Raw genomic sequence first — 17,764 nt, 5'->3', positions numbered from 1 at the left:
TTGACGTAGGCTTGCTCGATCTCATCGCCATGCGCGACAGGAGGGGGTCGGTTCCAGCCGCTGTTTCCCGATCTGCCCCTATGCAGGTCAGGCCGTTCCAACCGGTGCTTCTCCCAAAGACGATTCGCCTGCGGCAGCTCGCCCGATCACTCTCCAGTGATGGATGCTCTCCAAACCTACTTCGCTACCCTGCAGCAACCTATCCGCCTGGCCAAATCTTGCGCACACCAGCGCCCGCCTTTTTCCAGAAAAGACGAGCTTCTATTATCAGGAGTTCAGTAAATACAGAAAGTTAGGCTGCCCCTGCTGCTGCGGATCATCCCAGCCAAAGTTAAAATTCCAGTGCCAGTCTCATCTCGAGACGGCACCTCGCCCCACCACCAAGCCGCCACTCCTGCGCTACATGCCCGCGAGGCCCCAAGTGACGGCCACTCAAGCCGTCGGCTTACGCAACAAAACATCCACCGCAAAAACCCCCAGCACCGTCCCCGAAACCCACCGCTGCGTACGCATAGCCGAAGGTCGCTCTGCCAAGAAGCGACTGACCCTCGAAGCCGCCAGTACGATCAGCCCGTTAACCGTCACGGCAATGACGATCTGCACCAACCCCAGCTGCAGAAACTGCTGCAAGGTCGAGCCTTGAGAGGGGTCGATAAACTGCGGAATCAGTGCCGAGTACATCAAGGCGATCTTGGGGTTTAGCAGGTTGGTGACCAAACCCATGGTGAACAGCCGCCGTGGCGAATGCGGGGGCAGCTCTCGTGCTTGGAACGGTGAGCCGCCATTGGGCTTGAGCATGTTCCAGGCCAGATACCCGAGATAGATCCCCCCGGCGACACGCACCACGTCATAAGCCAGCGGTACGGCCTTGAACAAGGCCGCCAGCCCCAGCGCCGCTGCGACCAGATAACACACGAAGCCCAGGGCCACGCCTGCAAGCGAAATCAACCCTGCCAGGCGCCCTTGGGAAATCGCCCGGGAGGTCAGGTAGACCATATTCGGCCCTGGTGACAGGACCATGCCCAGGGCGATGATCGCCACCCCAACCAGGCTCTCGATTGGCATCATCAACGTACTCCCTCATCCTTGGGTTTATCGGCCACCGTCGGCGCCTCGCGCCACTTTTCACCCCGCTAGAGGAGGTGTTGGGCGCGCTGGGCGGCTGGCCGAATCATAATTTCGTCAGTCTTCACATGCGCCGCAAATTCAGCGTTAGACACTATCACCAGTGCCCCATGCTGCCCAGTCAGCGTACGTCTCACGCTAGGGTAAATGGCCTTGTCTATTTAAGCGCCAGCCTGCTTGCACTTCAGCTAGCTGCAGACTGGCGTGCGTTCGAGCAGGGCTCGTTCACCTGCGGCAACGGCCGTCGCAACAGCACACCGACCACCACGGCAAAGACCAGGGCAGCAACACCTGCCGTCAGCAACACCGCCTCAAACCCACCCACAAACGCCCCCCGAGCCACCGGCGCCACCACCTCGCGCAACCCAGGCTCAAGCAAAGCCAACGCCGCCGGCAGATCCCCCGCTGCCACTCGCGTAGCCATCTCCCCGACTTTATCCACAGCCTGCGGCGCCACCCCAGCCATCGCTTCGCGCAGCAACTGCCCACTGCGCGCCGCCAAGATCCCTCCCAGCACACCAATCGCCAACACGATCGCGCCAAACCGCGTAGTGGTACTCAACCCTGACGCCATCCCGGTTCGCTCACGCGGCACACACGCCATGATGTTTTTCTGCGTATCGCCATTGAGCAGCCCCGCACCAGCCCCCAGCACCACGCTTGCCAGGGCAAAGCCAAGATAACCGCCCTGCCCCGCCGCCCAGGCACACAGCAAGTTCCCTGCGCCCACCAACACCAACCCAAGCGCGAACACATCAGCCGGCGCCATTCGCGCTGCCAGGCGCATCCCCCAGCGCGGGGTCAGTAGCATCGCCACCGCGAACGGCAGCATTCCTGCGCCAGCAGCCAGCGCCGACATCTGCAGGCCGTTCTGCAGGTACAGCGGCAGCAGGGTCATCATCACCTGGGCGCAGGCGGCGTAGGCGAACATGCCGAGCAAGGCGCCGATGAAGCGGCCACTGCGCATCAGTCGCAGGTCGATCATGGGCCTGGCCTGGGCTCGCTCTACCAGTACGAACAGGGCGAACAGCACGACGGCAATCAGCAGGCGGCGGAGCGTGGTGGCGCTGTTCCAGCCGACTTGGTTGGCGTCGATCAGCGCCCAGATCAGGCAGCCCAGGCTGGCGGCGAAGGTCAGGCTGCCGAGGGGGTCGAGGCGGGCTGCGGCGCTGTCGCGCGATTCCTCCACGCTGTGCATGACCATCGCGCCGAGTATTACCACCAGCGGCAGGTTGATGTAGAAGATCCAGCGCCAGCCCAGGGTGCTGGCGATCAGGCCGCCGAGCAGGGGCGCGAAGGTGATGGTCGCGCCCATGCAGGCGCCCCAGAAGGCCCAGGCGCGCATGCGCGCTTCGGGTTCATGGAAGCGGTTGCCGATGGCGGCCAAGGCGGCGGTGAGCAGCATGGCTGCGCCGATACCTTTGGCGGCCCTGGCGAGGTCGAGGAACAGCAAGTCAGGGGCGGCGCCGCAGGCCAATGAGGCGATGCCGAATACTGCCAGGCCGAGCATCAGCATGCGTCGTCGGCCGAAGCGGTCGGCCAGGCTGCCGGCGGGTAGCAGGCAGGCAGCGAAGGCGAGCAGGTAGGCGCTGACCACCCATTCGATGTCGGCGAACGAGCCGGACAGGTCGCGGGCGATGCTCGGCAGGCTGACGGCGACGATGTTGGTGTCGAGGATGATCAGGGCGCAAACGGCCGAGGCGGTGAACAGGGTGAAGCGGGCGGAGGCTGGGGTGGGCATGTATGGCTCCTGGATTGGATAAGCTGCTAGGACGCTATCGCGGGGCAAGCCCGCTCCCACGAGGGTGTACTGGGCTTGAGTGGGCTTGCATGGATCCTGGAGTGGATAAGCTGCAAGGACGCTATCGCTGGGCAAGCCCGCTCCCACGAGGGTGTACTGGGCTTGAGTGGGCTTGCATGGCTCCTGGATTGGATAAGCTGCTGGGACGCTATCGCGGGGCAAGCCCGCTCCCACGAGGGTGTACCGGGCTTGAGTGGGCTTGCGTGGCTCCTGGAGTGGATAAGCTGCAAGGACGCTATCGCGGGGCAAGCCCGCTCCCACGAGAGCCCACTCCACAGAGCCTGCTTTCACAGGGCCTGCTTTCACAGAGCCTGCTTCCACGTAAGTTCGCTCGAACTTGCTGGGACACCTTCGTGGGAGCGGGCTTGCCCCGCGATAGCAATGCACCATTCAACGCGGCGGGTCGCCGGGCTTTGCCGCCACGGTTCCTGCCTTGTAGTGTTAGCTTCACCATAGCGCTGTGCGTCGTCCTGTTTGTTAGCCGCCGCGCGCTGCGTCATTACCCAACAGGTAACGAGCCTTCATGGAAATCCGCCACTTCCGCTACTTCCTCTGTGTCGCCCAGCATGGCCATTTCACCCGGGCCGCTGAGCAGTTGGGCATTGCCCCGCCCACCCTCAGCCGGCAAATCCAGGACATGGAGCGCGAGCTGGGCGTGCGGTTGTTCGAGCGCAATCAGCGCGAGGTCAACCTCACGGCGGCAGGCCAGGCACTCTTGCTTGAGGCCGAGCAGGCGGTGCGCCAGTTCGATGCGGCGCAGTTGGGCGCACAACGCGCCGGGCGTGGTGAGAGTGGCTTGATCGAGTTGGGCTACGTGGCCTCTGCCGCCTACTCGGGGATACTCCAGGCGCAGGTGACGCGCTTCAGCGCCGCCCACCCCAGCGTGCGCCTGAACATCCGCGAAACGCCGATGGTCGATCTGCCGGCCCAGGTGCGCGATGGCCAACTGGACGTCGCCTACGTGCGCTCGCCCATGGAGTTGCCGGATGAGCTGGACGCCATCGCCCTGCATCAGGAAGGTTTCGTCCTGGCGCTGCCGGCCAGTTCGCGGATCAATGAGTTGAAGAGCATCCCCGCCTCGCGCCTGGCCGAGGAGACGTTCATTCTCCCCGAGCAGATTTCCGGCACCCTCGAAGTGGCCGCCCTGGGTGGCTTCGAGCCGCGCCTGGGGCCGCAGCCGGGGAGCCTGGTGGCGGTGATTACCCTGGTGTCGCTGGGCCAGGGGGTGGCGATCGTGCCGGAGTCGGTGGTGGCGCGGATTCGCCTGCCGCAGGTCAACTACCGGCCGGTGGAACACTGCCAGGCCAGCTCGTGGCTGAGCCTGATCCACCGGCGTTTCGAGAAGGCGCCAGCGGTGGTGCGCTATATCGACAGCGCACGCCAACTGTGAAAAGGCAGGCGCAAAAAAAGGGCATCTGTCGCCAGATGCCCTCCTAGGTCTCGACGCCGCTCTAGCCGACCGAACGCATGCCCACTGCTCGCTGGTGGCCGCGGGTCGTCACGATCCCGAGGAACGAGATGAAGATCGCCAGGCTCAAGGTGGCGGTCACTTCCGCCCGGTGCTCTTCGGTATACATCATCACGCTCAAGGCCCCAGCGATGAAAATGATCACCGCCCAGGTCAGCCAGGGGAACAGCCACATGCGGAACTTGAGCTCGGCGTTCTCCCGCTCCAGGCGCCGGCGCATGCGCAGCTGGGAGATGGCGATGACCATGTACACCAGCAAGGCGATGGCGCCGGAGCTGGCCAGGAGGAACTCGAACACGCCCTTGGGAGCGAAGTAGTTGAGGATGGCGATGGCCGCGCCGATCAACGTGCTTCCGAACACGGCGGCGCGAGGCACGCCAACCTTGGAGGTGTTTTTCAGCATCGCCGGGGCATCACCACGCTTGGCCAGCGAGTACATCATCCGTGAGGCGATGTAGATCGATGAATTCATGCAGCTGGCCACTGCCACCAGCACCACGAAGTCGACCATGAAGGCGGCGTTGGGGATGTTCATGATCTCCAGCGCGCGTTGGTAGGAGCCCACCACCGCCAACTGTGGATCGTTCCACGGCACCACCGAGATGATCACGAAGATCGACAGGATGTAGAAGGTGCTGATCCGCCAGATCACCGAGCGGGTGGCCTTGGCGATGTTGCGCGAAGGGTCGCTGGATTCGGAGGCGGCGATGGTCACCGCTTCTGTACCGATGAAGCTGAACATCACGGTGATGAACGCGCCGATTACCGCCGACCAGCCCTTGGGCGCGAAGCCGCCGTATTCGTCCACCAGGGTGCTCAAGCCACTGACTTCGCGGTTGGGTAACCAGCCCATCAGGGCAGCGAAACCGAGGCTGATGAAGCCGAGGATCGCCGCCACCTTGAGAATCGCGAACCAGAATTCGAACTCGCCGTACTTGGCCACGCTGAACAGGTTGGTCCCGGCCAGCAAGACGATCGACAGCAAGGCAAAGATCCAGCTGTCGACCTGGGGAAACCAGGCGTTGAGCACATGCCCGGCGGCCAGCGCTTCGATGGGAATCACCAACACCCAAAACCACCAGTACAGCCAGCCGATGGTATAGCCGGCCCAGCGGCCAATGGCCTGGTCAGCGTAGGTGGAGAACGAACCGGTGTCGGGATGGGCCACGGCCATTTCGCCGAGCATGCGCATGACCAGGACGACCAAGGTCCCGGCCACGAAGTAAGAGATTATGGTGGCTGGGCCGGCTGCTGCGATGGCATGTCCGGAGCCGACGAAAAGCCCTGCACCGATAATGCCCGCGATGGACAACATCGTTACATGGCGTGGTTTGAACCCTTGCGCGAGGTTACTACCATCAGATCCCACGGTGTTCATTGATCTTGTTCTCTTTTTGCTGACACAAGGAAAAGGGGGCAGGCGTAGGCGAAAATAATCTCCTTTGCAAACAATGGGTAGACACGTTACTCGCGCTCTGTTGTTGACCTTCTACACGCTTTATCGAGCCACGCGCCAGCTGAATTCCGGGTCCATTTAAGCCGCCTGGGGCGGGTGGAAATTATTCGAGAACGCCTCAGAGGTGCGCGATCACGACAGGGGCTGCTCAATCGCGTCAGATGTCGTGAATGGCATGCCTGTTTGCGGCATGGGGCTGTTTGGAGGTTCTGTTTTTCAACTGGGTGTGCTGGGGAGTTTGTACTGGCCTCTTCGCGGGCAAGCCCGCTCCCACAGGTCCCGCGCAGATTTCAGCCCAGCGTTGAGCCAGTTTTGACTCAACACACCCACTGCAAACCCTACAAACCCTGTGGGAGCGGGCTTGCCCGCGAAGAAGCCAACACCGATCTGACTGCCGCACCCATAAAAAAGCCCCGGTCTCCCGGGGCCCCGTTGCTCAGGCGTCTGCCTACGCCTGTCCGGTGCGCTCGAAGCGCCGGGCCAGCAACAGGTAAGCGAGGATCCCCAGCACGCCGTGCGCGGCGACGAACCAGAGAGCGTTATCGAAAGAACCCGTGCTGGCCACCACGTAGCCAATCACCAGCGGGGTGATGATCCCGGCGATGTTGCCGATGCCGTTGAACACGCCACCACACAAGCCGACCATCTTGCTCGGCGCTACGTCCGACAGCACCGCCCAACCCACCGCTGCCAGGCCTTTGCCAAAGAACGCCAGGGTCATCAGCATGATCACCGCAGCATTGCCATCGACATAGTTGGCCAGCACCAGGCTGGTCGACAGCGCCATGCCGATCACGAACGGGGTCTTGCGGGCTCGGGAAGGGTGTACGCCACGGCGGATCAGCCAGTCGGAAATGAACCCACCCAAAATGCCCCCGGTAAACCCGCAGATCGCAGGCAACGCGACAACCCAGCCGGCTTCCATGATGGTCATGCCGCGGCCTTTGATCAGGTAGATCGGGAACCAGGTAATGAAGAAGTAAGTGAGCGCGGTGATGCAGTACTGGCCCAGGTACACCGCCCACAGGTTGCGACTGGTGAACAGCTGCAGCACCTCGGCGCGGGTCGGTTTGCTCTTGGCGGTCTTGCGCTCGCGCTCCAGGTCGACCAGCGCGCCGCCCTCGCGCATGTACTCCAGCTCTTCGCGGCTCAACCCTGGCGCGCTGTGCGGTTCATGGTAGAGGCGGAACCAGACCACACTCAACAGCAGCCCCAATACCCCCATCCAGATGAACACCTGCTCCCAGCTAAGGGCGTGAGTCATCCAGGCCATCAGCGGCGCGAACACCACCACGGCCATGTACTGCGCCGAGTTGAACAAGGCCGAAGCGGTGCCGCGCTCGCGGGTCGGGAACCAGCAACTGACGATCCGCGAGTTGGCCGGAAACGCCGGCGACTCGACCAGCCCGAGCATGAAGCGCATGGAGAACAACGCCACCGCCGCCGAGGCTCCGGCCAGGCCCATCCAGCCGACCGTGCCTTGCATGAGGGTGAACAGCGACCAGAGGATCAGGCTGATGCCGTACACCCGCCGTGCGCCGAAGCGGTCGAGCAGCCAACCGCCGGGCACTTGGCCGAGGGCGTAGGCCCAGGCGAAGGCTGAAAAGATCATACCGAGCATGACCGGGTCCAAGCCGAGGTCCTTGAGCACCTCGGTGCCGGTGATCGACAGGGTGGCGCGGTCGGCGTAGTTGATCACGGTGATGACGAAGATCAGCGCCAGGACCAGGAAGCGATGACGGCCTACGCTGGCCTGCACCAGCGGGGCGGCGGCGGATTTGCTGTTCATGATGACCTCTTGCTTCTCGGCGGAAGCGATTGTTCTTGTCGGGAGGTGAACGGCCCGGAGGCTGTGGGGTGTCTGCGGGGGCCTCAGGTGCGGGTGACGCGCTGCGGCGGTAGCTCGCCACGGAAACACGCGGCCAGGTTGTCGAGCACTATCTGGCCCATCTCCTGCCGGGTCTGCAGCGTGGCGCTGGCGCGATGCGGCTGCAGGCTGACCTGGGCCAGATCACGCAAGGCTGGCGGCACGTTCGGTTCGTCGACGAACACATCCAGACCGGCGCCAGCAATGCGCTGCTCGCGCAGGGCCTCGACCAGGGCCTGCTCGTCCACCAACTTGCCGCGGGCGACGTTGATCAAGTAACCCTGCGGCCCCAGCGCTTCGAGCACTTCACGGGTGACGATGGCCTTGCCGTCGTCGGCCGAGGCGGCCAGCACCAGAACGTCCACCGAGCGCGCCAGCTCGCGCAGATCGCTGACGTAGCGGTAGCCGGATTCGGGCTTCTCTTGCCGGTCGCAGTAAGCGATGCGCATGTCGAAGGCCGCCGCACGCCGAGCAATCGCCTGCCCTACCCGGCCCAAGCCGACGATGCCCAGGTCGATCCCGCTGACCTTGCGCGCCAGCGCCAGATTGACCGTGCCCCACAGCCCATCGCGGACCAATCGCTCGCCCTCGCCGAGGCGACGCAGGGTGGCGATGATCAAGCCGATCGCCATGTCGGCCACGTCATCGGTCAGCACGCCTGGGGTGGTGGTGACATGAATGTTGCGCTCGGCGGCGCGGGCCAGGTCCACCGCATCGGTGCCAATGCCACTGATGGCGATGATCTCAAGCGCTGGCAACTGATCCATCAGTGCGTTGGGTAGGCCCTTGGCGCCGCCGGTGACCACACCACGAATCCGCCCACCGACTTCATCGAGCAGGCGCTGGGGATGCGCATGCTGATACAGCCGATGCACGCGGTACTCGCGCATCAGCACGTCGTCGATGGCGTCGGGGACGGGTTGGGTCAGCAGCAGGTCGATGGTTGCGCGATTGTCGTGAGGCATCGTTGGCGTCCGGCAGTGGAGGTGAATGACTCCGATGCTAGGACCGCGATCGATACAGGTCTAATATAGATAGTGGATCGAATAATACGGAAATTGAATGATGGAACTGCACCAACTGCGCTGCTTCGTGGCGGTTGCCGAAGAGCTGCATTTCGGCCGCGCGGCCGTTCGTCTGCACATGACCCAGCCACCGCTGAGTCGGCAGATTCAGCTACTCGAGCATTCGTTGGGCGTGTTGCTGCTGGAGCGCACCAATCGTCAGGCGCGGCTGACCCCGGCGGGGCAGAACTTTCTGGAGGATGCCCGGCGCATTCTGCAAATCGCCGAATCGGCCAGTCAGTCGGCCCGGCGTATCGCCCACGGCGAAGCCGGGCGGCTGACCTTGGGCTTTACCGCAGTCGGCGCGTACAGCCTGATTCCGCAGCTGCTGGTGCATGCCGCCGAAGTGTTGCCCGGCATCGACCTGGAGTTGAGCGAACGGGTCTCGCTCGGCCAGGTGCATGCGCTGGAGACGGGCATGATCGATGTCGGCTTCGTGCGCCAGGTGATGCCCAGCGCCCGGGTCGAATACGTGCTGATTCACCGTGAGCCGTTCGTCGCAGCGCTGCCCGCTGGCCATCCGCTGGCAGCCAAGGCCGAGCTCGGCCCGCACGACTTCGATCAGCAGCCGTTCATCATGTACAGCGAGAGCGAGGGGCGCTATTTCCATGACCGCATCGCCAACCTGTTCGCCCGCCATCAGGTGCAGCCGCAGTACATTCACCAGTTGGGGCAGACGCACTCGATCATTGGCCTGGTCAATGTCGGGCTGGGCATCGCGGTGGTGCCCGCGTCGGCGCAGGCACTGCATATGGAGCAGGTGGTGTTCAGGCCGCTGGTGCAGACTGAGCAGGAGGCGGAGATGTTCTTGGCGTATTGCAGTGATAACCCCAATCCGGTGTTGGCGGAGTTTGTCGAAGTGGCCCGGCGTTTTTTTGCTTGAGCGCTATTGTGTAGTGGCTTTACTGGCCTGTTCGCGGGCAAGCCCGCTCCCACAGGTGGTGAGTCAAACATGGCCTCTTCGCGGGTGAAGAGGCCATGTTCAATAGCTTCAGCGCACCAGGCAAGGCCGCTTGTTATCGAAGCTCCAGCCCGGAATCAAGAACTGCATCGCCACGCTGTCGTCGCGCGCGCCCAGCCCCATGTTGCGATAGCACTCATGGGCCTTGGCCAGTTGGTCTTCATCCAGCTCCACCCCCAGCCCCGGCCGCTGCGGCACGCGCACATGGCCGTCGACGATGCGCAACGGCTCGTGGGTCAGGCGCTGGCCGTCCTGCCAGATCCAATGGGTGTCGATCGCGGTAATCTCACCCGGCGCTGCCGCCGCGACCTGGGTAAACATGGCCAGGGAAATATCGAAGTGATTGTTCGAATGCGAGCCCCAGGTCAGGCCCCAGTCGTGGCACATCTGCGCGACCCGCACCGAGCCTTGCAAGGTCCAGAAATGTGGGTCGGCCAGGGGGATGTCCACCGACTGCAACTGGATCGCATGGCCCATCTGCCGCCAATCGGTGGCGATCATGTTGGTGGCGGTGGGCAAGCCGGTGGCGCGGCGGAACTCGGCCATCACCTCACGGCCCGAGTAGCCATTTTCCGCACCACAGGGGTCCTCGGCGTAGGCCAGCACCTGGTGTTGGTCACGGCACAGGGAGATCGCCTCCTTCAGTGACCAGGCGCCATTCGGATCGAGGGTGATGCGCGCTTCAGGGAAGCGCTCGGCCAAGGCGGTGACCGCTTCGATTTCTTCTTCACCGCGCAGCACGCCACCCTTGAGCTTGAAGTCGCTGAAGCCATAGCGTGCCTTGGCGGCCTCGGCCAAGCGCACCACCGCTTCCGGGGTCAGCGCCTTTTCGTGGCGCAGGCGCAACCAGTCATCGTCGGCCTCGGCTTCGTTGCGGTAGGCCAGGTCGGTCTGCTGGCGGTCGCCGATGTAGAACAGATAGCCAAGCATCTTCACCGCTTCACGCTGCTGGCCTTCGCCGAGCAGCGCCGCCATCGGCACGCCCAGGTGCTGGCCGAGCAGATCGAGCAGCGCCGATTCGATGGCCGTGACCGCATGAACGGTAATGCGCAGGTCGAAGGTTTGCAGGCCGCGGCCGGCGGCATCACGCCCGGCAAAGGTCTGGCGCATGGCGTTGAGCACGCGTTGGTAATGCCCGAGCGGCTGGCCAACCACCAGGCTGCGGGCATCTTCGAGGGTCTGGCGGATCGTCTCGCCACCGGGCACTTCGCCCAGGCCGGTGTTGCCGGCGCTGTCGCGCAGCACAACGATATTGCGGGTGAAGAACGGCCCGTGCGCGCCGCTGAGGTTGAGCAGCATGCTGTCGTGCCCGGCCACCGGGATCACGCGCAGCTCGGTCACCACCGGCGTGCCGGTCTGCACCTGGCTGGCGCTGAAGGAGTCTTGGGTGCTGTGCATATTCATCTGGGTTGTCCTGCAGGTTCAGTGAGTCTGGCTCAACGCCGACTGCGGCTTGAGGTCATTGGAGGCGCTGTCTTTGGGGCGGGTGCGGACGAAGAACACCACGATCGCCGCCAGCACCGAGGTCACGGCCAGGCCATACAGCCCGCCCTGGATGGAACCGGTGTGCTGTTCGAGCAAGCCGAAGGTGGTGGGCGCGACAAAGCCGCCGAGGTTGCCCACCGAGTTGATCAAGGCGATCACCGCCGCAGCGATGCGGGCGTCGAGGTAGCCCTGGGGGATTGGCCAGAACAACGCCGAGGCCGACTTGAAACCGATGGCGGCGAAACACACCGCGACAAAGGCGAACACCGGCCCACCGGTGGTGGACATGAACATGCCGATGGCGGCGATGACCAATGCGCCAGCGACCCAGGCCTGCTGGAACTTCCAGCGCGCAGAACCGGCGGCGAAGGCATACATGGCGATGATCGAGATCAGCCACGGGATCGAGTTGAAGAAGCCGACCTGCAGATCAGACAGATCGCCCATGCGCTTGATGATGCTCGGCAGCCAGAAGGTCGCGGCATAGATGGTCAGCTGGATGCAGAAGTAGATGCCGCAGAACAGCAGGATCTGGCGGTCCTTGAGCAGGCTCCAGGAGGAGGTCTTGACGACCCCGACCGCTTCGCGCTCACGCTGCTCGCGGTCGATGACCTCAACCAGTGCATCCTGCTCGGCACGGCTCAGCCATTTGGCATCGTGCGGCTTGGAGTCGAGCCAGAACCAGACGAAGAAGCACAGGCACACCGAGGCCATGCCTTCGATGAACAGCATCCACTGCCAGCCGTGCATGCCCAGGCCCTGGATCTGCATCAGTGCCCCAGCCAGCGGGCCGGAAATCAGCGAGGCGACCGCCGAGCCACTGAGGAAGATGGCGATTGCCTTGCCGCGTTCGGCGGCGGGCAGCCAGCGCGTGAAGTAGTAGATCACCCCCGGGAAAAACCCTGCCTCAGCCACGCCGAGCAAAAAGCGCAGGACATAGAACTGGGTCTCGGTCTGGACGAAGGCCATGGCCGTGGCCACCAGCCCCCAGGTGAACATGATGCGGGTCAGCCACAAACGTGCGCCGACACGTTGCAGGAGCATGTTCGAGGGGACTTCGAACAGCGCGTAGCCGATGAAGAACAGGCCAGCACCGAAACCATAGGCGGCGGCGCTGATGCCCAGGTCGCTCTCCAGGTGCGGGCGGACGAAGCCGATGTTGACGCGATCCAGGTAGTTGACGATGAACATGATGACGAACAGCGGCAGGACATGGCGTTTGACCTTGGCCACTGCGCTTGCCAACACGTCGTCGCGCCGGGCGGACGGATCGAGGGTGTCGTTCACTGTGGAATCTCCCACTAATTGTTTTTGTGCGGGTCGATGGATGTCGCGGCGGGAGGCAGTCCGCCTGGTTGTCTGACATGCCAGTGGCAAGAGAATATGCCCTGCGCAGTTGTACGACAAGAACGCAACCTGTCGTCAAAAAACAAAATACAAGCTGTTAAAACTGCAAAAATCGTCGAAATAGCAAGATATGCGAAAAATCAGGGGGCGACACTTCAGGGATACGCGCGTAGAAAAATCTGAAAAACTTACTTGTCATACAAGTCAGGGTGCTAATCTCGCCCTACTCACGCCGCACTTGTACGATCACCTTCGCGAGCAGCGCCATGACCTCAGCCGACAACCTCGAAACCTTGCGTAAACGCGGTCACAGCCGTGCCCATGACCTGGTCTCCAGCCTGACCCAGCAGATTCTCCTGGGCACCTTTAAACCTGGCGACAAACTGCCCTCGGAAAACAGCCTGGTGCGCGAGCATGCCGTCAGCCGCACCGTGGTGCGCGAGGCACTGTCGAAATTGCAGGCATCGGGGTTGGTCGAGCCGCGCCACGGGATTGGTACTTTCGTGATTGAACGCCAGGCCCAGTCGGGCCTGCGCGTGGGCGCCGAGAATGCGGCCAGCGTGCGCGACCTGCTTGAACTGCGCATCGGCCTGGAGGGCCAGGCTGCGGCGCTTGCGGCGTTGCGCCGAAGCGAGCAGCAGTTGCAGCGCATGCGCCAGGCGCTGGACGATCACCAGGACCTGGCGGCAGCCGGGGATAGTTGCATCGAACCTGATCGGCGCTTTCACCTGCTGATCGCCGAGGCCACTGGCAATGTGTATTTCACCCAGATGATGGCGCAGCTGGGCAGTGGCCTGATTCCGCGTAACCAGCTGGCCGCGGATGAACGCTCAGGGTCCAAGCTGGCCCGGCATGCGTACCTGGCCAACCTCGAACATGAAGCGATCCTCAACGCCATCCGCCGCCAGGACCCGGATGCGGCGCGGGCGGCGATCTGCCTGCACCTGTCCAATAGCCGGGATCGCTTGTTGCCGCAGTGACAGGCCACACGATCAGACCAACGCCCGGTCCACTAGTACTTGCAAACGCCGCTGCGAGCAGCGCTCCACCCGTGCCTGGACGCCATACACCTCAGCCAGCATCCCCGGCTCCAGCACCTGCTCCGGCGGACCACAGGCCACCACCCTGCCCTGGTGCAGCACCACCAGCCAGTCGGCGTAGCTGGCCGCCAGGTTGATATCGTGCAACACCGCCACCGCCAGCAAGCGATGCGCGACCACCCGCTCCCGCACCGTATCCATCACCCGCAGCTGGTAGTGCAAATCCAGCGCACTGGTCGGTTCATCCAGCAACAGCACCTGCGGATTGCGCGCCAGTAATTGCGCCAACGCCACCAACTGGCGCTGCCCTCCAGAAAGGCTATTGAGCGGCTGCTCGGCCAAATGCTCGATACCCAGCCTGGCCAGCGCCTCATAGGCCAGTGCCAACAGGTTGTCGACGCCACTCACCCGCAGCGCCGCGACGATACTTTCCAACACCCCCAGCGCCAGCCCCGGCGGCAGTTGCTGCGGCATGTAGGCCAAGCGCCGCGAGCGCTCGGCAAAGCCCAGTCGGCTGACGTCTTCACCGGCAAGGCTGATCTCCCCTTGCATCCGTTCAAGCCCGGCAATCGCCCGCAGCAAGGTCGATTTGCCGGCCCCATTAGGGCCGACCAGCGCCACCAGACTGCCGGCCGGCAAGGCCGGCAAGCTCACGTTGTGAATAATCGTGCGCGCCCCGTAGGCCACCGATAGATCGTTGATCAGCAGGCTCATAGACGCCTCCCCCGGCTAAACACCAAGGCGACGAACACCGGCACACCGACCAAGGCCGTGACGATCCCGACGGGCACGATCAGCCCCGGCAGAATCAGCTTGCTGGCAATCGATGACAGCGACAGCAGCAGCGCCCCGACCAACGCACTGGCCGGCAGCAGAAAACGCTGGTCCTCGCCCACCAACAGGCGGGCAATGTGCGGACCGACCAGGCCAATGAAACCGATGGTGCCAACGAACGCCACGGCAGTTGCCGAGAGCAGACTGATGCGCAGCAACGACGCAATCCGCAAACGCCGGGTATCGACGCCAAAACTGCGGGCGCGCTCCTCGCCCATGCGCAACAGGGTCATGGCCGACGCCGCGCGCAACGAGAACGGCAGCACCAGCGCCAGCACCGCTGCAAGAATCGCCAGCTTGTGCCACGTGGACCGGGCCAGGCTGCCCAAGGTCCAGAACACCAGTTGCTGCAACACGTCTTCACTGGCCAGAAGCTGCAACAGCGACACCAGCGCGTTGCAGCTGAACACCAGGGCGATGCCGAACAGCACCAGGCTCTCAACCCCCGCCCCACGCAGGCGCGCCATGGCCTGCAACAGCAGCACCGACAAGCAGGCGAAGACGAACGCCATCAGCGGCACCTGCACGCTCGGTTGCAGCCAGGCAACACTCACAGGGTAGGCAATGGCCAACGAGGCGCCGAGCGCCGCTGACGAGGACACCCCCAGGGTGAACGGGCTGGCCAACGGGTTATCGAGGATCGCCTGCATCTCGGCCCCAGCCAGGGCCAACGCCGAACCAACCAGCACCGCCATCAAGGCGTAGGGCAAACGCACATTCCAGATGATCACCTGCTCGGTGGCGCTCAGGCTGTGTGGGTCGAACACCCCTTGCAGCAGGCGCCCCAGGCCCATCCCCGACGAGCCGCTGGCCAGATCGCCCACTACCGCCAGCAGCAGCAACAGCGCCAGCCCGGCCACCAGCCCGGCCCGCCGCCACAGCAGTCGACGGTAGCGCCAGGCCGCCAGCGTCGCGCCGTCTTGCACCAGCGCGGTCACTTGGCGTCGATCCAGTAATGGCCGGCAAGGCCTACCCGCAACAGCTGGTTGATGTCATCCATGGTTGCCTGCGGGTCGACATCGGCGAAGCGCTCGGGATGAATCCAGCGCGCCATGGCTTCGAGCGCCAGTATGTTGAACGGCGAGTTGTAGAAGTCATGCCACAGGGCGTGAGCTTGGCCTGCCTGGATTGGCCGCAATGGCGCGAACTCTGGCCGGGCGGTGATACCCGACAGGCTTTGCCGGGCGGTGTCGGCCGAAACGCCTGCACCCAGCAACACCCCGGGTGCGCGATTGCCGGTAGCGATATAGACATCCGGGTCGGCCTGCAACACATACTCGACGCTGACATCGCCGAGCGCCCCGGGCACCACGTCGGCGCCAATGTTATGCCCGCCTGCTGCCTGCACCAGGCTGCCCAGGCCGCTCTTGCCGGTGGTGTGCCCAGGGGCCTGCCAGACCCCCGCCAGCAATTCCAGGAAGACTTTGGGGCGCTCGCTCTCCTTGAGCCCGGCGACCCGCTCGGTGACCCGCGCCAAGTGGCGGTCATACAGCTTCAGGTAGTCCTGCGCCTGCTGCTCACGGCCCAGCAGCTGGCCGAGTGCTTGCAGGCTGACGCGGGTGTTGCGAATCGGCTGGACGCGAAAGTCGATGAACAACACCGGCACGCCCGCCTGGGCCAACAGGTCGGCCACTGGACTGTGCTGCGTCGGGCCTTCGCCAGCGATGCTGAAAATTGCCAGGTCGGGCTTGAGGGCCAGGATCTGTTCGGCGCTGACGCTCTGCTCCGAGGCTTGGCCAATCAGCGGCAGCTTGGCGATTTGTGGGTACTGCTCGGCGTAGACCTGGTAGGTGTGCGGGTCGAGCAGGCGCATGTCGTTCTGCCAACCGACAACCCGCTGGAACGGGTTGTCACGGTCGAGCAGCGCCAGGGCGAAAAACAGCCGCCCCTCACCGAGGACGATGCGCTGCGGCGCGTGGTCCATCGACACCTTGCGACCGAGTACGTCGGTGACTTCAATGGCGCTGGCGGGGTGGGCGAAGCCCAGGCAGATGGCGAGTAACAGCAAGGCATGGAGCGCGCGGCGCATCGGAGGGAATCCTCTTGCGGGGAATCGAAGCGCGGCATTTTAGCGAGCAGGTCTGCCTCTCCGGTGTGCGCAAATGTATTGCTCGGGGGGCTTTCCAACACAATCCATTACATCTTTGAAATTGGCTTTGGGGTCTGCTTCGCAGCCCCCAAAAACCATGGACTCAGAAGGTCAGGCAGATCTTGCCGAAATGCTTGTTGCTCTCCTGGTACTGGAACGCCTCGACGATCTGCTCCAGCTCGAAATGCTTGTCCACCACCGGCCGCAAGCCATTGGCATCGATCGCCCGCACCATGGCCTGCTGCTGGGCGCGGCTGCCCACCAGCACGCCTTGCAGACGAATCTGCCGGACCAACGCCTGCACCAGCGGCAACTGCCCAGCCACGCCGGTCAGAATCCCGATCAACGAAACATGCCCACCAATACGCGCAGCGATCATCGACTGCTCGAGGGTCGCCGGGCCGCCCACCTCGATGACATGATCAACCCCGCGGTTATCGGTCAGCTCACGAACTTTCTCGCCCCACGCCGGGGTGCTGCGGTAGTTGATCAAGTGATCGGCGCCCAACGACTTCAGCCGTTCGAGCTTGGCGTCACTGGACGAGGTCGCGATCACGGTAGCGCCCGCCAGTTTGGCGAATTGCAGGGCGAAGATGGACACCCCGCCAGTGCCTTGCACCAGCACGCTGTCACCAGGTTTCAGGCGATCATCGGCCATTAGCGCACGCCAGGCGGTGAGGCCTGCGGTAGTCAGGGTCGCGGCCTCGGCGTGGCTGTAGCCTTTGGGCGCCAGGGTGAATGAAGTGGCGCGGGCGGTTACCTGCTCGCGGGCATAGCCGTCGATGCCATCGCCGGGCACGCTGGCAAAGCCTTCGACCTGGGCCTGACCGTCCAGCCAATCGGGGAAGAAGGTACTGACCACGGCATCGCCGACTTTGAATTCGCTGACCCCAGCGCCAACTGCGATTACCTCGCCAGCACCATCGGCCATGGGAATACGCCGCTCACTCGGCCCCCACATGCCGCTGACCACGGCGAAGTCATGGTAGTTGAGCGAGCTGGCGTGCAGGCGCACGGTGATCTCACCCGCCTGTGGCGCGGCAGCCTCGCGGGTGCCGACCTGGACCTTGTCGTAACCGCCGCCGGGTTGAACGTAGATGGCCTTGCTGGACATGGCTGGATTCCTTTAATGGTGGGCAAGAAGTGCAATGCAGCTTAGATGAGAGCTGGCGTTGCATGGGCCGCCGTCATCGCGGGGCAAGCCCGCTCCCACGCAAGTTCGTGTTT

At 63.8% G+C, this 17,764-nt stretch carries 14 protein-coding genes; 3 read left to right on the top strand and 11 right to left on the bottom strand.

Going from position 1 to position 17,764, the window contains the following annotated elements:
• Positions 1-432 precede the first annotated feature (432 nt).
• Positions 433-1,068 carry a LysE family translocator gene (locus ACF8K2_RS16130; RefSeq protein ID WP_392465954.1) on the bottom strand — a complete coding sequence of 212 codons (636 nt, stop codon included), beginning with the start codon at positions 1,066-1,068 and terminating at the stop codon, positions 433-435.
• Between the two features lie 241 nt (positions 1,069-1,309).
• On the bottom strand, positions 1,310-2,866 hold the full coding sequence (locus ACF8K2_RS16125) for an MFS transporter (protein ID WP_392465952.1): 1,557 nt from the start codon (positions 2,864-2,866) through the stop codon (positions 1,310-1,312).
• A 583-nt stretch (positions 2,867-3,449) separates the two neighbouring features.
• Here ACF8K2_RS16125 and ACF8K2_RS16120 point away from each other — a divergent pair.
• Complete coding sequence (locus ACF8K2_RS16120; protein WP_392465950.1) at positions 3,450-4,316, top strand: LysR family transcriptional regulator; 867 nt, start codon at positions 3,450-3,452, stop codon at positions 4,314-4,316.
• Between the two features lie 61 nt (positions 4,317-4,377).
• On the opposite strand, the gene gabP is transcribed toward ACF8K2_RS16120, so the two are convergent.
• The 3 genes from gabP to ACF8K2_RS16105 form a co-directional block, all read right to left on the bottom strand.
• A complete protein-coding gene (gene gabP, locus ACF8K2_RS16115; protein ID WP_392465948.1) occupies positions 4,378-5,772 on the bottom strand; it encodes a GABA permease in 1,395 nt (464 codons plus the stop codon).
• A 526-nt stretch (positions 5,773-6,298) separates the two neighbouring features.
• The gene (locus tag ACF8K2_RS16110; protein ID WP_392465946.1) at positions 6,299-7,639 is read right to left on the bottom strand and encodes an MFS transporter; all 1,341 of its coding nucleotides are present in this window, start codon (positions 7,637-7,639) and stop codon (positions 6,299-6,301) included.
• 83 nt (positions 7,640-7,722) lie between these two features.
• Positions 7,723-8,682 (bottom strand): 2-hydroxyacid dehydrogenase, encoded by a 960-nt coding sequence (locus ACF8K2_RS16105; RefSeq protein ID WP_186557739.1) that lies wholly within the window; start codon positions 8,680-8,682, stop codon positions 7,723-7,725.
• 97 nt (positions 8,683-8,779) lie between these two features.
• On the opposite strand from ACF8K2_RS16105, the gene ACF8K2_RS16100 reads away from it, so the two are divergent.
• Positions 8,780-9,664, top strand: a complete 885-nt coding sequence (locus ACF8K2_RS16100) for a LysR family transcriptional regulator (protein ID WP_312153944.1) — start codon at positions 8,780-8,782, stop codon at positions 9,662-9,664.
• A 108-nt stretch (positions 9,665-9,772) separates the two neighbouring features.
• On the opposite strand, the gene gudD is transcribed toward ACF8K2_RS16100, so the two are convergent.
• Positions 9,773-11,140, bottom strand: a complete 1,368-nt coding sequence (gene gudD / locus ACF8K2_RS16095; protein ID WP_392466058.1) for a glucarate dehydratase — start codon at positions 11,138-11,140, stop codon at positions 9,773-9,775.
• A gap of 24 nt (positions 11,141-11,164) precedes the next feature.
• The gene (locus tag ACF8K2_RS16090) at positions 11,165-12,514 is read right to left on the bottom strand and encodes an MFS transporter (RefSeq protein ID WP_392465942.1); all 1,350 of its coding nucleotides are present in this window, start codon (positions 12,512-12,514) and stop codon (positions 11,165-11,167) included.
• Positions 12,515-12,840: 326 nt separating this feature from the next.
• Here ACF8K2_RS16090 and ACF8K2_RS16085 point away from each other — a divergent pair, with 326 nt between their 5' ends.
• Positions 12,841-13,554: a FadR/GntR family transcriptional regulator gene (locus tag ACF8K2_RS16085; RefSeq protein ID WP_392465940.1), complete on the top strand. Its 714-nt coding sequence runs from the start codon at positions 12,841-12,843 to the stop codon at positions 13,552-13,554.
• 12 nt (positions 13,555-13,566) lie between these two features.
• On the opposite strand, the gene ACF8K2_RS16080 is transcribed toward ACF8K2_RS16085, so the two are convergent.
• From ACF8K2_RS16080 to ACF8K2_RS16065, 4 genes are all read right to left on the bottom strand, one after another.
• Positions 13,567-14,328, bottom strand: a complete 762-nt coding sequence (locus ACF8K2_RS16080; RefSeq protein ID WP_392465937.1) for an ABC transporter ATP-binding protein — start codon at positions 14,326-14,328, stop codon at positions 13,567-13,569.
• The gene (locus ACF8K2_RS16075) at positions 14,325-15,386 is read right to left on the bottom strand and encodes a FecCD family ABC transporter permease (RefSeq protein WP_392465935.1); all 1,062 of its coding nucleotides are present in this window, start codon (positions 15,384-15,386) and stop codon (positions 14,325-14,327) included. Before ACF8K2_RS16075 ends, ACF8K2_RS16080 begins: the two co-directional genes overlap by 4 nt.
• Positions 15,383-16,477, bottom strand: coding sequence for an ABC transporter substrate-binding protein (locus ACF8K2_RS16070; protein ID WP_392465933.1), 1,095 nt, complete (start codon positions 16,475-16,477; stop codon positions 15,383-15,385). Before ACF8K2_RS16070 ends, ACF8K2_RS16075 begins: the two co-directional genes overlap by 4 nt.
• Before the next feature lie 163 nt (positions 16,478-16,640).
• Complete coding sequence (locus ACF8K2_RS16065; protein WP_186557733.1) at positions 16,641-17,651, bottom strand: NAD(P)-dependent alcohol dehydrogenase; 1,011 nt, start codon at positions 17,649-17,651, stop codon at positions 16,641-16,643.
• Positions 17,652-17,764 lie beyond the last annotated feature (113 nt).

The organism is Pseudomonas sp. xss_2 (assembly GCF_043104195.1).
Lineage (GTDB): Bacteria > Pseudomonadota > Gammaproteobacteria > Pseudomonadales > Pseudomonadaceae > Aquipseudomonas > Aquipseudomonas urmiensis.
This window is presented reverse-complemented; position numbering and strand designations above follow the sequence as displayed.